Origin of the sequence: Methyloceanibacter sp., assembly GCF_041573655.1 — a bacterium.
Lineage (GTDB): Bacteria > Pseudomonadota > Alphaproteobacteria > Rhizobiales > Methyloligellaceae > Methyloceanibacter.
This window is the reverse complement of the sequence record NZ_JBFFQD010000014.1, coordinates 37,331-52,801: the sequence shown is the minus strand read 5'-3', so window position 1 is coordinate 52,801 and position 15,471 is coordinate 37,331. Positions and strand designations below refer to the sequence as shown.

Sequence of the window (15,471 nt, the reverse complement as noted above, 5' to 3'; positions counted from 1 at the left end):
TAACGTGACGCTGGGGGTGATTGGCGGCATTGACAACGGCACTGCAGACCTCGACCAATACCGCAGCTCAATTGATTTGACGTCTTATCATTTGGGTTTGATGGCGGGATACGACGATGGAGCGCTTTTCGCCGGTGGCGGAGTTTCATTCTCTAAGGACGATTACGACCTCTTCCGACAAACTTTTGTTTCGCAACTACAGTCTAGAGCCGACACTGACGGAAATCCCTTCGGCGCATTCGGCTCTGCCGGCTATCGGTTCAACTTGGGGGCTGTCACCGCCGGCCCGTTGTTCGCTTTGCGCTACACCCACGTCGAATTTGACCAATACAAAGAAACAGGAGCCCCCGGCCTCGACATGATCGTGCAGTCGCAACGCGCTGAGCAACTGATTGGCAGCGCCGGGGTTGCAGCAGCGGTCGAATTTACCGCGTTCTCGACAACCGTCGTTCCTTATGTCCATGTGGCGCTTGAAGGGGACTTGATGGACGACGACCGCAACATCCGAACCGCCCTCGTGACGGTACCTGATGTCGGCCGCACGCACCTTATAGAGAGCGATGACGATGTGTATGGTCGGCTTGATGGAGGCATCAGCTTTGACGCAGTGTATGGCCTCACGGGCACGGTGAGTGGCGAAACTACGTTCAGCCGTGATGCCGGGGACGAGCAAGCGATCATGGGTACGATTACGGGCCGTTTCTAACTCATCTGTTTTGTCGACTAACAGGGCGCGAGAAGGAAAACAAAATGCCAGCGATTAAATCAACGTTATTGAATATAATAGCGTTTTTACAAATCGGCGGAGGCGTCTTTCTGTTAGGCCTTTTTCTATTTGTAGAAATCCCAAAGCAATTAAAAACTCCTCCTGAGGGCCCTGCTCTCATCAACTGGGGTATTACTGGGTTGTTTATCAGCTTAGCCGGCTTGTCTATTTGGGCAGGATATTTACTCTGGAAGCGCCGAAGCTTGGGTTTTTACTTAAGCGCAGCGCTGCAGTTTCTCCAAATTCCGTATATTTACGTCAGCACCCTTATATACATATTTCATGCCAGTTTACTTTCACTCGTCGCTAATTTCATGCCAGCCGCCGAAACGATAAACTTCACTTGGGCATTTGGAGCTGATGGTAGGTTTTTTACGGGGACAGGATTGACAGATACGCCAATCATCGGAATCAACTTAGTTGCTGTAATCTTTCTCATTTTTATCCTTAGTATGCATCGACTAGTCAAAAATGATTAGCGCAACTAGCGATCACCGCTTCCGGCTGCTAGCTATGCAATGACAGCGTGGGCAGTCTCATTAGAGGCCGGAACATAGCACCGGGTGTTGCAACAGAAATCTTCTACTGCAGACAGGCTGCAATTATCTTTATGCGTGTCGCGAGCTACCTTCACCGCTATTCAATACGGATTGACGACGGAGAACCATCATGAGGAAGCGTTTGCCAATTTTGGCCGCACTGATCTTACTGATAGTTGCGTATTCGCTGCCGACTATCGCTGAAGAAAAACCGGCTAGCATACCCAAGGACTTGGATTATGTCGGACGGTTGACCGAAGATGCTCAGCAGGCGATGGCGAAAGAATGCCAAAACGACGATAAAGCGAAGAAGCGGGCATGCATGAAGGAGTTCCTATCGAGGGAGACCGGAGTTCCAGCCAGCGACATCACCATCGATTAAACCGATGAGGCTAAGGACAGTATTCAAGTTATGCTCTCCGGTGCGGCAAAGAAATCGGACGCACCAATTTAGAGATCATGGACGGATGTGCGTCCGTCGAAAAATCCTGGTGTTGCTGGCCCCAGGATAAATCGCTGTACTGTCGCCGTGTCAGCGCATCCCGCAGCCGACATGTTCAATAAGAACCAAACCAATCGATTGGCCAAGGATGGATCGTTGATCACCGCCCATGTGAGGGATGCCGCTAACGCGCTGGCGGATCACCTGAGCTACTTCTTAGAAAAGAGTCTCTCCGAAGGCAAACGTCCTGATAGCTTAGAAAAATCAAGAACAATGCGCCGTGCCTCGTCGAGCGAGGGCAACTTCGCGATGTCGGCTCCGGCTTTGGTCTCTTGTGCGTAGATGTGCGGCAATAATGATTAGAGACCCCCACGGCTAAATATTTTGCCTACTCTGGCTAATGTCGGCATGTTTAAGATGGCTCAAGCGCACATTAGCATGTGCTGCCGGCCACTTACTGCCAGGAGCAACCACATGAAAGCGTTCAAAAAAGTTACCATGATTTCGATTGTCGCCGTCATCCTTGCCTTGACAGGATGCGACAATCAGGATGATAGCCACGTGGATTTTAAGCAATTGCCAGGCCACATCGGCTTCAAGAATGAGCGTGGAGAATACATTTGGGCTAACATAGGTCTTACTAAAGCTGCGGGCACTAACGTAATCGGTAAAATGGATACTGACGCCAGCATCAGCTGGCATGAAACAGGCGAAAAATACATAGGCTATCTTAAAAAGACTATTGATTCTGGCCGCCAACAAGAGTTCGTTGAAGTTGCTCCCGTAGATGGTAAGCCGGTAATTTATCTTTCCGTCATTAATCCTACCAAAGATTCCAACGATAAAATCACTGGGGTTGCAGTAAATGTGGTAAAGATAACACCGGATATGCTGCAAAAGCTCAATCAGACGATGCATGACCTGGATAACTGAGGTGGGTAAGGCGCCAAGTTTGAGGGGGCCAGGGACATTGAACCCGCCCGGCCTCTTGGCTGCGATTTGGGTGGATATTGCTTTTTGCGAGCGTCTGCTTCTTTGAATTCGAAGCGTGTGGAACAGGGGACTATTCTGGGAGAGCAGGGACAACTCTAGCCGGATCAGGGAGCCCTTGTGTTCGCTCGCGCAGTCTAGCCTACTAATCTGCGAGAACTACAGCGAGCCGGTCCGATAAGGCGCGACGCATAGCGGTGAGTGTTAGTAGGCCCCGTTGATGCAACCCTACGAGAATCTACTAGCCCGAATGTCTTACGGGATCGGCTGTCGGCATGATGGTCGAAGTAGACTTACATACAGGGTAACGGCCGTTGGGAGCACCCCGGGGGGTCACAAGTTAGGGGTCCCTTATCGCCCCGCACATCAAGCCAAAGGCCTAGCCGTCCACTCTCATTCTTGCCATTCTTCATCAGTGCGCCCCCATCCGACGGTTCAAAGCCCCGTTCTCCCCCGTACGGGGCTTTATTTTTGCGCGCACGGGAAAACCAAAGGTCCCCAATCCTGCGGAATGGCTCCGGTTGGTGGCGTCCACTGTTGATTCTAGGCAACAGTGTCCCATTTAAGAGACAGTGATGGAGATCTCCCTCCCCCATCACGAGGTTCCCCCCAAAAGGAACCGGAGAAGCCCCGTGTTGTCCCCCCCTTCTACGGGGCTTCTTTTGCCTCATTATGTTACTTTTTCTCAGGAATAGGTGATATAGTAACAACATAACCACTATGAGGCAAAAGGGAAAATGGCTAAGAGAATGACCCCCGCGGTGGCCTATTTGAGAACGTCGAGCGCCGCCAATGTTGGAGCCGACAAGGACAGCGACAAGCGTCAGCGTGCGGCCATCGAGGCGTATGCCAAGCGTGCGGGCTTCACCGTCGAGGGCGAGTATTACGATGCTGCCGTGAGCGGTGCCGATGCCATCGACCAGCGCCCCGGCTTCATGGCGATGCTGGAACGGCTCGCGACGAACGGGGCAAAGACCATCATCGTGGAGAGCCCTGACCGCTTCGCCCGTGACCTAGCCGTGCAGCTCGCTGGCCACGACATGCTCAAAGGGCTTGGCATCGAGATTATCCCTGCCTCGGCTCCTGACTTCTTCACCGAGGACACACCGACCGCTGTCCTGGTGCGCCAGGTGCTAGGTGCCATCGCTCAATTCGAGAAGGCCAGCGTCGTGGCGAAACTTGCCGCTGCCCGTAAGCGCAAACGTGAAAAGGAAGGCAAGTGCGAAGGCCGCAAAAGCCACCGGGAGAAACATCCTGAAATGGTGGCCCTTGCCCGCAAGCTGCGCCGCAAGCGCCCCAAAGGTGGGCAACTGTCGTTGCGTGCCGTTTCACAGGAACTGGCTGCGCAGGGCTATCTCAACGAGCGTGGCAAGCCATACGCGGCCAAGTCTGTAGCTTCCATGCTGCGGGCTCAGCGCCTACTCCCCAGACCAAACTCTGAAAACCCTCTTTCCCCCGCCCTCAGACAAGACGTAGCGGAAGAAGCGACCCAGGCCGTAGGCGAAAATTGCCCCTGAACCGCCGGTGGTAAGCGTGCCCCAGACGCGGTCGGGAGCGTCGCTGTCGCTGAAGTACCAATAGGTAAAACCAACCCAGAGGGCACCAAGCATCAGGCAAAACCAGTAAAGCGCCCAACCTAGTCGATAAGCGATACCCTTCTCTGCCATGTCCTCTTCCTCCGCGGAGAAGCCTAGCACCACGGCTTGACGCTATTCACCAGATCACGGCCCCGCATGGCTCTACTAATTCCATGGGGTCGAGACGCACGCGCCTTCCGCTATACTTTTCAATGGGATCTGCGGCTATCTCCCCCTGCAGTTTTCGCTGTTTCGAGGACATTGGGAGACCGCATGTTGTCGATTGAGCGCGTCCGCTTTGCACCCGGAAGCCGCCATCCTCGGCCTCGCCAGTGGGGTCCGCTAAGTGCCATGATCAGACATTCACCAGGTCGGTTAAGATGTCCCATGGCCGCGCTTCAGTTTTCGCATCCCTATCTCGCTGGTAAACGCTTTGCCGCCTTCGCCCACCGCGGCGGCGAGTTGGAGGAGCCCGAAAACAGCAAACGCGCTTTTTCTGCCGCCGTCGATATGGGATACCGCTTTATTGAAACCGACGTACAAGCGACGGCCGACAACGTATTGCTGGTCTTCCACGACGAAGAGCTTTCACGTTTGACCGATGTGGAAGGCGAGGTTGCCTCGCTTCCCCACAGCGTGGTGCGCCAGGCCAAGATCGACGGAACTGAGCCCATCATGACGCTTGAAGAGGCGCTGGTCACCTTTCCGGAGACGCATTTCAATATTGACATTAAGAGCGATCATGCGCTTGAGCCAACGCTTGAGCTCGTTCAAAAGATGAACGTGTTGAACCGTGTTTGCCTTGCCTGCTTCAGCGATCGCCGGCTCAGTCGAATACGCGACCAGCTTGGCCGCGTAGCATGTACTGGTGCCGGACCGCGCGATGTCGCGGCGCTTAAGTTTGCATCCTGGGGCCTGCGCTTTTTGCACAGCCGTTGCCACTGCGCGCAGGTGCCGGTATCCGAATACGGCATTACTCTTCCGACCCGTCGATTCATTACCTTCTGCAATGCTAGGGATATTGCGGTACATGTGTGGACGATTGACGAGGCCGATGAAATGCGCCGCCTGATCCGCCTCGGCGTCAATGGCATTATGAGCGCTCGCCCAAGCCTGCTCAAACAAATCGCTCAGGAGGAAGGCGTGTGGTGAGTGCCTGAGCAGATAGTTACTGACCACCATCTGCGGGACAGCCATGGAGGCTCAGAGGTTAGGGGGCCCCTTGATCTCGACTCTCAATAGGGCGCCCCGAGGGAATAGTGGTTCGGGTGCGGGCGTCGCCGGAAATTCCTTTTGTGCACCAAAGGCGCCTTTGTGCCCGCACCTTGGGGCAAGTCGTTGTTCTATCGAGTAAGTGGCACAATTCTCGACCGCACCATTCTTCGTTTCCGGACATTACGCGTCGCTTTTTGCTGCTCTGGCGACGTGGGCAAACAGCAAACTGGCAAGAAGTCCGAGCAGCGCAAATCCCGTGACAACCCAGAACACGTGCTGGTGACCGGGGGCGCCCGGCGACTGGTCGAGCAGGTAACCCATGAGGGGCCCCATGAAGACGTCCGGCGCGTAGCCGATGACGGAGACAAGGCCGACGGCGGAGCCTGTGTAGGCGGCGGACACTTTGCCTTCCCGCATGATCGCGAAGTAGAGCCCCCTCAGCGCAAAGATGCCCATGCTGCTGCAGACGATCGTCAGCAGAAATAGCCAAACCATGCCCGCGCCAATGATGCCGCACGCCAGCACGATGCTACCAGCTACCAGCACTGCGAAAGAACTGATCGTCATGGTCGGCGCGCCGATCCGGTCAGCCAAGAAGCCGGCGCCAATGGCGGCAATGGGGCGTACCCAAAGCGAAACCACGCCGGCTCTGGCGGCATCGACCTCGTTCAGTCCGACGACTTGGTTTGCGTAGAGTGAAAAGTCGTCGATCGCTTTGAAGCCGACATACGCGCACAGAATGATTGCTGCCTGTAGCCAGACGGTTGGCATGGCGAACACGTGCGCGACACCGCGCAAAGACCATTTCCGCTTCTCGCCCCTTTGCGACAAATCGCGACGCGGCAGCGTCAGCCAGACCAGCAAAGCGGCGCCGCAGGTTGTGGCGGACAACAGCAGGATAACCTGCCTCAATGCCTCGGTGCGCTGGGCGAGACTTGCAGTTTCACTGTTTGCCGGGAGCAGCCAGGCGAAGAGCATCACCATAATCAAGCCCATCAGGGCCGCCACCATCCCCCTGCCGCCATCGAGCAAGCCGAAAGCGCGGCCTTGCGCGTCATCGGCGCCCCATTGGCGCGTGGCGCGGATCAGTGGCGCCCAGAACAGGGCAATCGTGGTCACGCCCCAGTAGGCGTACAGCACCACCAGCGTCGATAGTGGCGGCACCGTCATCAAAATAAGTCCGCCGGCGGCGGTAGACACCAACGCGACCGTCAGCAAGGCGCGTGCGGGAAATCTGTCGGCGAGGGGGCCGCCAAAGAAGTAGGCAGCCATCGCAACGATGCCGTAGACGGAATAGGCGGTGCCCAGCTCAAGATTGGTCAGGTCAAACACTTCAAGAAGCGTCGGCCGGAACACGCGTGCCATAACAAAAGGCAGCAGAAATACCGACTCGCCAGCGATGATCAGCGCCGCGATGGTCAGTCCTTGTCGGGCATCGCTCATATCAGGGTGAGAGTTCCGCCGTCGCTGTCGCCAACCGCAGCTTCCAATCTTCGAGAGATGTTCCGTCCAAATTCAGGTGGCTGGCAATGTAGAAGAGGCGCTGTGTTTCTTCCAGACTTACCGGACAGATCGCTGCCGTGGTGGGTTTAGCCGTCCTCCGCGATAGGCACGGCATGGCTGGCCTGATATCACAGGCGGGCCGGTGACGGTCGAGTCGCCGTCTTCTAGGTCACGGTGTAGGGAGCCTGCTCCCACCATCTCGACGTTTGAAATCCAGCGATTGGACGGGCGATGCAGGACGCCGCAACCGAAATTCAACTGCGCGACGAGGAAGGGGATATCCGTTCCGACTTCCTCCACGCGGTGTCGCACGCGTTGGAGACGGAGGATGCCGCGCGGGTGCGCGCGCTGACGCTCGACCTGCATGAGGGCGATCTGGCCGACTTGATCCAGGTGCTTCGTCCTGATGAGCGTGCCGCGTTGATCGCGACGTTGGGCGACGACTTCAACGTGGAGTCCCTGCCGGAGCTCGACGAGCCGGTCCGCGACCAGGTGCTCGAGGACATGCCACCCGAGCAGGTCGCCGAGGCGCTGCAGCAGCTTGAATCGGACGAGGCGGTCTATCTGCTCGAGGACCTCGACCGGCAAGAGCAAGAGGACATCCTTTCGAAGCTCCCGTATTTCGAGAGGATCGCGTTGCAGCGGAGCCTGGAATATCCGGAAGACTCCGCCGGCCGCATCATGCAGACCGATCTCATCGCCGTTCCGCCGTTCTGGTCGGTGGGGCAGACGATCGACTATATGCGCGTGGCCGACGATCTTCCCGACCGGTTCTACGAGATCTTCGTGGTCGATCCGGCGTATCACCTCATTGGCTGCGTTGCGCTCAATCGGATCTTGCGCTCCAAGCGGCCGACCACGATCGAATCTATCACGGACGTTGACGTTCACCCGGTCCCGGTGGAGTCCGATCAGGAGGAGGTGGCCCGTCAGTTCGAGCGCTACAACCTGACCTCGGCGCCGGTCATCGATGAGGACAAGCGCTTGGTGGGTGTGATTACCGCCGACGACGTCGTCGAGGTTGTGCAAGAAGAGGCCTCCGAAGATATCCTGGCGATGGGTGGCGTCGGCGGGGAGTCCGTGAGCGACACGGTTTGGGAGACGACGCGGCTCCGTTTCAGTTGGCTTCTGGCCAACCTTGCCACCGCCATCCTGGCGTCGATCGTCATTAGCTTTTTCGAGGCGACCATCGAGCAGATGGTGGCTCTGGCAGTGCTCATGCCCATCGTGGCGTCCATGGGGGGCAATGCTGGGACGCAAACCATGACGGTGGCGGTGCGGGCGCTGGCCACACATGATCTCGGCCCGGCCAACGCCTTCAGAGTGATCTCACGCGAGGCCGCCGTTGGTTTGCTGAACGGGATCCTTTTCGCGGTCCTCATGGCAGCGATTGCCTATTTCTGGTTCGGCAGTGGTGAGCTGGGGCTCGTGATCGGGCTGGCGATGATCGTCAACCTGTTCGCAGCGGCTTTGGCGGGTATCCTTATTCCGCTCGGTCTGGAGGCGCTGGATCTCGACCCGGCCGTTGCCTCATCCGTCTTCGTGACGACGGTCACAGATGTTGTGGGCTTCTTCGCCTTCCTCGGCCTAGCGGCTTTGTGGTTAGCTTGAGCGGCGAGGGGGACCGATGTTCTTTTATGTCGCCAAGGCGGTCTGGTTTGTGCTGCAGCCATCGACGCTGATCGCGCTGCTGATCGGCTATGGCGCCATTCTCATCTGGACCGGCTGGGCGCGGTGGGGGCGCCGCTTCGTCACCATCGGTGCGGCTTTGCTGCTCATTGTCGGCCTGTCGCCGCTCGGCAACGTGCTCATTCTGCCGTTGGAAGACCGGTTCCCGCGCGCCGATCTCGTGTCGCCGCCGGCGCCCAAGGGCATCATCATCTTAGGCGGTGCTGAGAACCGGCTGGTGGGCAGTGCGCGGAAGGCGCCGACATTGAACGAGGCTGGTGAGCGCCTGCTGGAAGGCGCGATCCTGGCGCACAGATTTCCTGATGCGAAGGTCGCCTTCTCCGGCGGGGACGCGGGCATTCTCTACAAGTCCGACAGCGAGGCGGATGGCGCGGCGGCCATTCTGACCAAGCTCGGCGTGACGCCGGAGCGGTTGATCTTGGAGGCGAATGCGCGAGACACCTACGAGAACGCCGTTTATCTCAAGAAGGAGCTGACCGAGGACGGCAATTCAGATGGCCGTTGGCTGCTGATTACCTCGGCCTATCACATGCCACGTTCCATGGGAGCGTTCCGGCAGGCCGGCTTCGATGTCGAGCCCTGGCCGGTGGATTACCGCACGCGGGGCAAGGTGGACTTGACGCGGCCGTTCGACAAAGTCTCCGAAGGCTTGCGCCGCGTGGATACGGCGACACGCGAATGGGTCGGGCTGCTGGCCTACTGGCTGACCGGCCGCTGCAACGCCTTGTTCCCGGCGCCTTCGTCCGAGGACGCGGGCTGAGAGCCGGCGCCTTTGAGCAGCCCGGCATCGATCCAGGCCTTGAGATAGGTTGCGGCGCGTAAGCCCGCCTCGTCCTCGCCGGCGAAGGTCGCCACCATCTCGCACAAGACGCCAAATCGCGTGCCTTTGATGGCTTCGCTCCACATCATGGCCTCCTCGGCGTGGAGTGGCCTGAAGCGGGACGTGAATTCCTGCCGCCAGACAAGCACGGTCTGCGGCTCGGGCAGGTGCACAACGTCCGGCGGCGCGGTCTCGTCCTTCAGCGCCAGCCAAATGTCGGCGGCATTGGTGGTGAAGCGAAGCTGTGTCGCCGTTGGGTGCGGCGTGAAGATGAGGCTCGGCCAATCGTCGGGTGAGACGGCGCCCAAGTCTTCGGTGATCAGCGGGTCGGCGTCGGGTCCGTCGAACGCATCCGCCAAGGCGTTCTCCAACGCGGCGATCTCGGCGATCTCCGGATGTCCGGAGAACGGAGGCGTGTCCTTGGCGAACGCGGGTAGGTGACGCCCGAACCAGCGTGCATTCCTTTGATCGGACGGATGCGCGGCCACATAGCCCCGCGCGAGTTTGGCGAACGTCGCATCGCCGACATAGGCGTGGGTGAGTTCGTAGTCGTTGCCGAGGATTTCGAGCAGGCGCAACACATAGGCATTGCGGTAGACACCGAACAGCGCGGTGCGATCCTCGCTTGGGCTGTTCTTGACGTCGGCGAGGACTGAATCGTCGCCGGACAGAATGCCGGCCTGGAAGCGTGCTTGCAGTTCTTTGAGGCTGCTCATTCGGCCGCGGTGCGTTGAGCGCGCTCCTGAACCTCGCGCCCGATCTTGCGGGCTGTGTCGAGTTCGGCCACGACCTCGGCCAGGGGCGGGATGTTGTCGTCACGCTCGATCATGGTCGACACCGGGCCGAAATGGGTCACGGCTTCACGGTAGAAGTCCCAGACCTCGTCACAGACCGGATGGTCGTGGGTGTCGACGATATGACCGTCCTCATGGCTGTGTCCGGCGACATGAAACTGCACGATGCGGTCGCGCGGCACGCCATGTAGAAAATCGTCCGTGGAGAAGCCGTGATTGTAGGCGCTGACATAGACGTTGTTGACGTCGAAGAGCAGCCAGCAATCGGCGCGCTTTGCCACTTCACTGACGAATTCCCATTCGCTCATCTCCGACTCGCCGAATGTGACGTAGCTCGACACATTCTCAAGCGTGAGGCGGCGCCCTAGAAAGTCCTGAACTTGTTTCACGCGGTCCACGACGTGGGTCAGCGCTTCTTGGGTGTAGGGAATGGGGAGCAAGTCGTGCAGGTTCACGCCGTGCACGCCCGTCCAGCAGAGATGGTCCGAAATCCATTTCGGGTCGACGCGGTCGGCGAGCGCTTTGAGGCCGGTGAGATAGTCTTTGTCGAGCGGCGCGGTCGAGGCGATGGAAAGCGACACGCCGTGCATTACGATGGGATAGCGTTCCCGGATTTGATCGAGAACACGAAGCGGCTGGCCGCCCCGGATCATGTAGTTCTCGGAGATGACCTCGAACCAGTCGACATCGGGGTCGCCGTTCAGGATCTCCTCATAGTGCTGGGGGCGCAGGCCCAGCCCGAAGCCGAGATATGGAGGTTTGTGCTCGCTCATGACCGGATACCAACATAGCCCACATTCAAGAGAGAGGAAGCCGGCCGCGAGTTGCGACCGGCTCCTTCAGTCTTGGGGGTTAGCTCTTGAACTCGCCACCCTTCTCGGCGCACTCGGTGTCCGTCATGGAGACCCAGCCTTTGCCCTTGCAGGCATTATGGCCTTTGCAGTCGCTCTGAGCAGTCTTGCAGGCGCTCTTGCCCTTACAGGCGTTCACGCCAAAGCACTTGCCCGTGGTGCCGCCAGCGGCCAGCGCCGAGGTGGCAATCGTGCCGGAGACGAGCATGGCAGCGGCGGTCATGGCGATCGTGGCGCCAGACTTCGGGTTCAGCTTCATAAGTACTCTCCTGTGAGTGAGTTCCCAATTGTGGCGTTAAATGCCAGAGCCGGAGCCTAGACCCTTTTCCAGTCGGGCCTTTGTCACGCCTGTTCAAAGCTCTGTGACTCTCTTCACGCCACGGTGAACAACGCTTGAGCTTGCATAAAGTGCCATCGGCGATACCGGCGGGCCGGAGGCCGCGCTATGATCTTGGGCGTTCGGAGGGAGTGGATGAGCTTTAAGGACATCATCGTCTACGTGGATGGCACGGAGGCCTCGAAGGCGCGGGTCGCGTTCGCCATCGCGCTCGCCAAAGCGCAAGACGCCGATCTCATCGGCGTGGCGTTCGCGCCCAAGGCGCTCCTGCCGCTTTCCGGCGCCGATGTCGGGTTCGCCGACATGAGCGAGGTGCTCGCAAGCGTGAAGGCGCAAGGCGAGGCCGCGCTCAAGGGCTTCAAGGCGTCCGCCAAGGAGGCCGGCGTTGCGGCCGAGGGCCGTCTCATGCAGGGCATGAGCGAGGAGTTCCCGCACGACTTTGCCGCGTTCGCCCGTCAGGTCGACCTCACGATTTTGGGCCAGCCGCGCGACGGCGATCCGCTGATCGGGCAGTACGCGCTGGTGGAGCGCTGCCTGTTTGCCTCAGGGCGCCCAGTGATGATCGTTCCGGCGGCACCGGCCGAGATCGTGCCCGGTGGCACCGTCCTGGCGGCTTGGGACGGAAGCGCGGAGGCCGCGCGCGCCTTCAACGATGCCCTGATTTTTCTAAAGGCCGCGAAGCGCGTCGTGCTGTTGATCGGTGTCTTGGACGATACGGGTGAGGAGCATGACCCGCCGACCGACGACATGATGGCCCATCTCAAGCGGCATGGCGTGAGTGTCGAGGTGGCGCGAGTCCGCGCGCGCGAGGGCGATATCGGCCGGCTCCTGCTTGCAGAAGCGAAGGACCGCGGCGCCGAAATGATCGTGATGGGCGCGTTCCATCACTCGCGCTGGCGGGAGTTCATCTTGGGTGGCGTCACGCTCACCATGCTCGAAGAAGCGACCATTCCGCTTCTCATGGCCCATTGAGGCCGTCATGACGGTCCATCTGGTCAAGCTGTGTGTCGGGATCGATAGCATTCAGGATCTGCGCGACTGGCAGATCAAACGGCTGGCTGCGCTTGCGCAAGCAGGCGAGACGCCGGAGCTGTGCCACCGCACCATGCAGACGCCGCGCCGCTGCGACGACGTTCTGGACGGCGGTTCGCTCTATTGGGTCATCAAGGGAGCCATTATCGCGCGGCAGCGCATTGTCGATCTTAAGGAGGCCACGAAAGACGACGGACGGCGCTGTTGCGGGATCGTGCTCGACCCGGAACTTGTCACCACGCGGCCGCATCCGCGCCGCGCCTTTCAGGGTTGGCGCTATCTGGAAGCTGCCGATGCGCCGGCGGACACGCTCGCGCTGGAGGCCGCCGGCGACGACATGCCGCCTGGCATGCGCGAGGAGCTGCGCGAGCTTCGTCTGATCGAGTGGTGAGCGCTAGCCGGCCGGCGGTACCGGGACGTTATCGATGAGCCGCGTCTTGCCCAGATGGACCGCGGCCAGCACGCGGGCACTTTTCACCGGTCCGTGCAATGGCTTCAGCGTTTCGGGATCGCGTATGGCCACGTAGTCGACCCGAAAGCCGGCCGCTTCGAGTTTGAACCGGGCCGCTTCGGCCGCATCGTCCCCCCCCCGGCCTTCAGCCAGGTCCGCTGCGGTCTGTTGGATTGTCTCGTGCAGAATCGGCGCGGTCTTGCGCTCGCCGGCCGACAAATAGGCGTTGCGCGAGGACAGCGCGAGACCGTCGGCCTCGCGCACGATAGCGCCACCGATGATGTCGACGGGAATGTCGAGGTCCTGGACGAACCGCCGGATGACCAGGAGCTGCTGGTAGTCCTTCTCGCCAAAGATGGCTTTGTCCGGCGCGCATTGCAGCAGAAGCTTGCTGACGACCGTGGCGACGCCGTCGAAATGGTTCGGGCGGCTCGCGCCACACAAATCCTCGGTGATGTCGCCGATGTGTACCGTGGTGGTGAATCCGTCTGGGTACATCTCCGAAGCTTCCGGCGCATAGAGGAGATCGCTTCCGGCTTTGGCGAGGATGTCGGCATCGCGGGCTTCATCGCGCGGGTAAGCATGAAAGTCTTCGCGGGGCCCGAATTGCAGCGGGTTGACGAAGAGCGAGGTCACCACGCGATCAGCAAGTCCATCCGCCAGCCGGACCAAAGACAAGTGGCCGTCGTGGATCGCGCCCATGGTGGGGACAAGGGCAATGCTTTCCCCGGCCGCGCGCCAGGCGGCGGTGCGGGTGCGCAAATCGCGGACGGTTCTGGCGATGTCGAGCGTCATGGCGGTCTCCGGAGGGCCGCGACCATACCGTCTCGAAGGATGCGGCCGGAAGGGCTAAATTGAGCGCGAGCCCAACCGTTTTGAGTGCGCGCCGGCGTGGGCGGCATTGCCGTTGGCGCAGCGAGGGGCCATCTATAGGGTGAGTTCCGATTTGCCGCGGCTTTTGAATGTCATAGCCCGGTCCAACGCAGGCGGAGCGTGAACATGGCAGAGCCCAAGGGGTCCACGAAGGCCCCCGCGAAGACCGCAAGGAGTGACGTGGAGCGGCCGCGCTCCTCAAGCACCGAGGTCGACGCCTTTCTCGATCAAGTGCGGACCCTGGCCCCTGCGGCCTCGGGCCGAGGGCGCTTGCTCTTCGCCATGGATGCGACGATGAGCCGGCAGCCCACATGGGATCTTGCGCTCTCGTTGCAGGGCGACATGTTCCGCGCCGTGAAGGAGGTGGGTGGGCTGGACGTCCAACTACTCTATTTCCGAGGCTTCAACGAGTGCCAGGCCAGCCGCTGGGTGGGCGACCCGGACGCCCTGGCGCGGTTGATGCGCCAAGTCCATTGCGAAGGCGGTCACACGCAAATCCGCAAGGTCCTGTCCCACGCGCGCCAAGAGAACGAAAAGCAAAAGGTGCATGCGGTCGTCTATGTGGGCGATTGCATGGAAGAAGATATCGATCAGCTGAGCCAGCAAGCCGGCGAGCTCGGCCTCATCGGTGTGCCCGTGTTCCTGTTCCAAGAAGGCGACGATGGGCGTGCCGCGCGAGCCTTCAAGGAGATCGCGCGGCTGTCGCGGGGCGCCTATTGCCGGTTCGATGCCGGGTCGGCGGGCCAGCTCCGCGAGCTGCTGACCGCAGTCGCCGTGTACGCGACAGGCGGCCGCAAGGCGCTTGCGAAGTCGAAGAGCGGCGCGGCGGTGCGGCTGCTCGAGCAGCTCGGATAACGGTTCTTCGGCATGGTCTATCTTCTCGCTGGGTGCGCGCTTCTCATTGTTCTGCTGCTTGCCGCGCGGTTTCTTGTCCGCGCCAATCCACGCTCGCTTGCCCAAAACTTGCGCAAGGTCGGCGGCGTTGCCTTGTTCGCCGTCGCTGGGTTCTTGGCTCTGCGCGGCGCGCTTCCCATCGCCATTCCAATAGCGGCCTTCGCGCTCGCGCTTCTTGGGCGAGGCGGTGCCGGCGGGCTGGGCGGCGCCTTCGGGTCCTCACAGAAGTCGCCCGGGCAGACCTCCAGCGTCGGAACGGACCGGTTGGAGATGGCGCTGGATCACGACACAGGGCACATGGACGGCAAATGCCTTGTCGGCCGGTTTGCGGGCCGCGCCTTATCGTCGTTGAGCGACCGTGAGGCGATCGAGCTCTACCAGGACTTTGCCGCGGACGGGCAGAAGGAGGCGGCGCTGATGGAGGCCTATCTCGATTGGCGGGTGGCCGACTGGCGTGACCGGGCGCAGGATGCGGACACGTCAACATCGGGTTCGCGGCGCGCGGGAACGAAAGGAAACCGCATGAGCGCCGAGGAGGCGCGCGCCGTGCTGGAGGTAGGGCCCAACGCCAGCGAAGACGATATACGCACCGCGCACCGGCGGCTGATGAAGAAGATGCATCCCGACCAGGGCGGGTCCACCTATCTTGCGGCGCGTATCAACGAGGCGAAGGAAGTCCTGCTGGGAGGCTAGTGGTC

Annotated in this window: 18 protein-coding genes; 13 read left to right on the top strand and 5 right to left on the bottom strand. The window is 60.1% G+C overall.

What is annotated here, in order from left to right; all coding sequences use genetic code 11:
* The 7 genes from ABY454_RS05380 to ABY454_RS05350 all read left to right on the top strand — a co-directional run.
* Positions 1 to 706: autotransporter domain-containing protein (locus tag ABY454_RS05380; protein WP_372929151.1), on the top strand; the 706-nt coding region annotated here is incomplete at its 5' end.
* A 44-nt stretch (positions 707 to 750) separates the two neighbouring features.
* On the top strand, positions 751 to 1,245 hold the full coding sequence (locus ABY454_RS05375; protein WP_372929150.1) for a hypothetical protein: 495 nt from the start codon (positions 751 to 753) through the stop codon (positions 1,243 to 1,245).
* A gap of 190 nt (positions 1,246 to 1,435) precedes the next feature.
* Positions 1,436 to 1,687, top strand: coding sequence for a hypothetical protein (locus ABY454_RS05370; RefSeq protein ID WP_372929149.1), 252 nt, complete (start codon positions 1,436 to 1,438; stop codon positions 1,685 to 1,687).
* 147 nt (positions 1,688 to 1,834) lie between these two features.
* Positions 1,835 to 2,089: a hypothetical protein gene (locus tag ABY454_RS05365; RefSeq protein WP_372929148.1), complete on the top strand. Its 255-nt coding sequence runs from the start codon at positions 1,835 to 1,837 to the stop codon at positions 2,087 to 2,089.
* A gap of 132 nt (positions 2,090 to 2,221) precedes the next feature.
* Positions 2,222 to 2,680, top strand: coding sequence for a PAS domain-containing protein (locus ABY454_RS05360; RefSeq protein ID WP_372929147.1), 459 nt, complete (start codon positions 2,222 to 2,224; stop codon positions 2,678 to 2,680).
* A gap of 806 nt (positions 2,681 to 3,486) precedes the next feature.
* Positions 3,487 to 4,254 (top strand): recombinase family protein, encoded by a 768-nt coding sequence (locus ABY454_RS05355; protein WP_372929146.1) that lies wholly within the window; start codon positions 3,487 to 3,489, stop codon positions 4,252 to 4,254.
* Positions 4,255 to 4,701: 447 nt separating this feature from the next.
* Entirely contained in the window at positions 4,702 to 5,466 is a 765-nt protein-coding gene (locus ABY454_RS05350; protein ID WP_372929145.1) for a glycerophosphodiester phosphodiesterase family protein, read from the top strand.
* 243 nt (positions 5,467 to 5,709) lie between these two features.
* Here ABY454_RS05350 and ABY454_RS05345 read toward each other — a convergent pair whose 3' ends face one another.
* Complete coding sequence (locus tag ABY454_RS05345) at positions 5,710 to 6,972, bottom strand: nitrate/nitrite transporter (RefSeq protein WP_372929144.1); 1,263 nt, start codon at positions 6,970 to 6,972, stop codon at positions 5,710 to 5,712.
* A gap of 291 nt (positions 6,973 to 7,263) precedes the next feature.
* Here ABY454_RS05345 and mgtE point away from each other — a divergent pair, with 291 nt between their 5' ends.
* Together mgtE and ABY454_RS05335 are read left to right on the top strand one after the other, a co-directional pair.
* Entirely contained in the window at positions 7,264 to 8,643 is a 1,380-nt protein-coding gene (gene mgtE / locus ABY454_RS05340; RefSeq protein WP_372929143.1) for a magnesium transporter, read from the top strand.
* A gap of 16 nt (positions 8,644 to 8,659) precedes the next feature.
* Positions 8,660 to 9,481 (top strand): YdcF family protein, encoded by an 822-nt coding sequence (locus ABY454_RS05335; RefSeq protein ID WP_372929142.1) that lies wholly within the window; start codon positions 8,660 to 8,662, stop codon positions 9,479 to 9,481.
* Here the strand turns inward: ABY454_RS05335 and ABY454_RS05330 are convergent.
* The 3 genes from ABY454_RS05330 to ABY454_RS05320 form a co-directional block, all read right to left on the bottom strand.
* On the bottom strand, positions 9,418 to 10,257 hold the full coding sequence (locus tag ABY454_RS05330) for a DNA-binding domain-containing protein (RefSeq protein WP_372929141.1): 840 nt from the start codon (positions 10,255 to 10,257) through the stop codon (positions 9,418 to 9,420). The two genes, ABY454_RS05335 and ABY454_RS05330, sit on opposite strands and share 64 nt — an antisense overlap.
* The gene (locus ABY454_RS05325) at positions 10,254 to 11,108 is read right to left on the bottom strand and encodes a DUF692 domain-containing protein (protein ID WP_372929140.1); all 855 of its coding nucleotides are present in this window, start codon (positions 11,106 to 11,108) and stop codon (positions 10,254 to 10,256) included. The genes ABY454_RS05330 and ABY454_RS05325 overlap by 4 nt, the downstream gene beginning before the upstream one ends.
* Before the next feature lie 79 nt (positions 11,109 to 11,187).
* Positions 11,188 to 11,445, bottom strand: a complete 258-nt coding sequence (locus tag ABY454_RS05320; protein WP_372929139.1) for a hypothetical protein — start codon at positions 11,443 to 11,445, stop codon at positions 11,188 to 11,190.
* 213 nt (positions 11,446 to 11,658) lie between these two features.
* Between ABY454_RS05320 and ABY454_RS05315 the strand changes: the two genes are divergently transcribed.
* Complete coding sequence (locus tag ABY454_RS05315) at positions 11,659 to 12,495, top strand: universal stress protein (RefSeq protein WP_372929138.1); 837 nt, start codon at positions 11,659 to 11,661, stop codon at positions 12,493 to 12,495.
* A 7-nt stretch (positions 12,496 to 12,502) separates the two neighbouring features.
* Positions 12,503 to 12,946: a DUF1489 family protein gene (locus tag ABY454_RS05310; protein WP_372929137.1), complete on the top strand. Its 444-nt coding sequence runs from the start codon at positions 12,503 to 12,505 to the stop codon at positions 12,944 to 12,946.
* Positions 12,947 to 12,949: 3 nt separating this feature from the next.
* Here ABY454_RS05310 and panC read toward each other — a convergent pair whose 3' ends face one another.
* Positions 12,950 to 13,801 carry a pantoate--beta-alanine ligase gene (gene panC / locus ABY454_RS05305; protein ID WP_372929136.1) on the bottom strand — a complete coding sequence of 284 codons (852 nt, stop codon included), beginning with the start codon at positions 13,799 to 13,801 and terminating at the stop codon, positions 12,950 to 12,952.
* Positions 13,802 to 14,005: 204 nt separating this feature from the next.
* Here panC and ABY454_RS05300 point away from each other — a divergent pair, with 204 nt between their 5' ends.
* Complete coding sequence (locus ABY454_RS05300; protein WP_372929135.1) at positions 14,006 to 14,734, top strand: VWA domain-containing protein; 729 nt, start codon at positions 14,006 to 14,008, stop codon at positions 14,732 to 14,734.
* Positions 14,735 to 14,746: 12 nt separating this feature from the next.
* Positions 14,747 to 15,466, top strand: coding sequence for a DnaJ domain-containing protein (locus ABY454_RS05295; RefSeq protein ID WP_372929134.1), 720 nt, complete (start codon positions 14,747 to 14,749; stop codon positions 15,464 to 15,466).
* The last annotated feature ends 5 nt before the right edge of the window (positions 15,467 to 15,471 follow it).

Excerpts from the sequence above, each read along its gene's own strand:
- ABY454_RS05375 (WP_372929150.1), top strand. The coding sequence starts at position 751 with ATGCCAGCGATTAAATCAACGTTATTGAATATAATAGCGTTTTTACAA.
- ABY454_RS05370 (WP_372929149.1), top strand. The coding sequence starts at position 1,436 with ATGAGGAAGCGTTTGCCAATTTTGGCCGCACTGATCTTACTGATAGTT.
- ABY454_RS05360 (WP_372929147.1), top strand. The coding sequence starts at position 2,222 with ATGAAAGCGTTCAAAAAAGTTACCATGATTTCGATTGTCGCCGTCATC.
- ABY454_RS05355 (WP_372929146.1), top strand. The coding sequence starts at position 3,487 with ATGACCCCCGCGGTGGCCTATTTGAGAACGTCGAGCGCCGCCAATGTT.
- ABY454_RS05350 (WP_372929145.1), top strand. The coding sequence starts at position 4,702 with ATGGCCGCGCTTCAGTTTTCGCATCCCTATCTCGCTGGTAAACGCTTT.
- ABY454_RS05345 (WP_372929144.1), bottom strand. The coding sequence starts at position 6,972 with ATGAGCGATGCCCGACAAGGACTGACCATCGCGGCGCTGATCATCGCT.
- mgtE (WP_372929143.1), top strand. The coding sequence starts at position 7,264 with ATGCAGGACGCCGCAACCGAAATTCAACTGCGCGACGAGGAAGGGGAT.
- ABY454_RS05335 (WP_372929142.1), top strand. The coding sequence starts at position 8,660 with ATGTTCTTTTATGTCGCCAAGGCGGTCTGGTTTGTGCTGCAGCCATCG.
- ABY454_RS05330 (WP_372929141.1), bottom strand. The coding sequence starts at position 10,257 with ATGAGCAGCCTCAAAGAACTGCAAGCACGCTTCCAGGCCGGCATTCTG.
- ABY454_RS05325 (WP_372929140.1), bottom strand. The coding sequence starts at position 11,108 with ATGAGCGAGCACAAACCTCCATATCTCGGCTTCGGGCTGGGCCTGCGC.
- ABY454_RS05320 (WP_372929139.1), bottom strand. The coding sequence starts at position 11,445 with ATGAAGCTGAACCCGAAGTCTGGCGCCACGATCGCCATGACCGCCGCT.
- ABY454_RS05315 (WP_372929138.1), top strand. The coding sequence starts at position 11,659 with ATGAGCTTTAAGGACATCATCGTCTACGTGGATGGCACGGAGGCCTCG.
- ABY454_RS05310 (WP_372929137.1), top strand. The coding sequence starts at position 12,503 with ATGACGGTCCATCTGGTCAAGCTGTGTGTCGGGATCGATAGCATTCAG.
- panC (WP_372929136.1), bottom strand. The coding sequence starts at position 13,801 with ATGACGCTCGACATCGCCAGAACCGTCCGCGATTTGCGCACCCGCACC.
- ABY454_RS05300 (WP_372929135.1), top strand. The coding sequence starts at position 14,006 with ATGGCAGAGCCCAAGGGGTCCACGAAGGCCCCCGCGAAGACCGCAAGG.
- ABY454_RS05295 (WP_372929134.1), top strand. The coding sequence starts at position 14,747 with ATGGTCTATCTTCTCGCTGGGTGCGCGCTTCTCATTGTTCTGCTGCTT.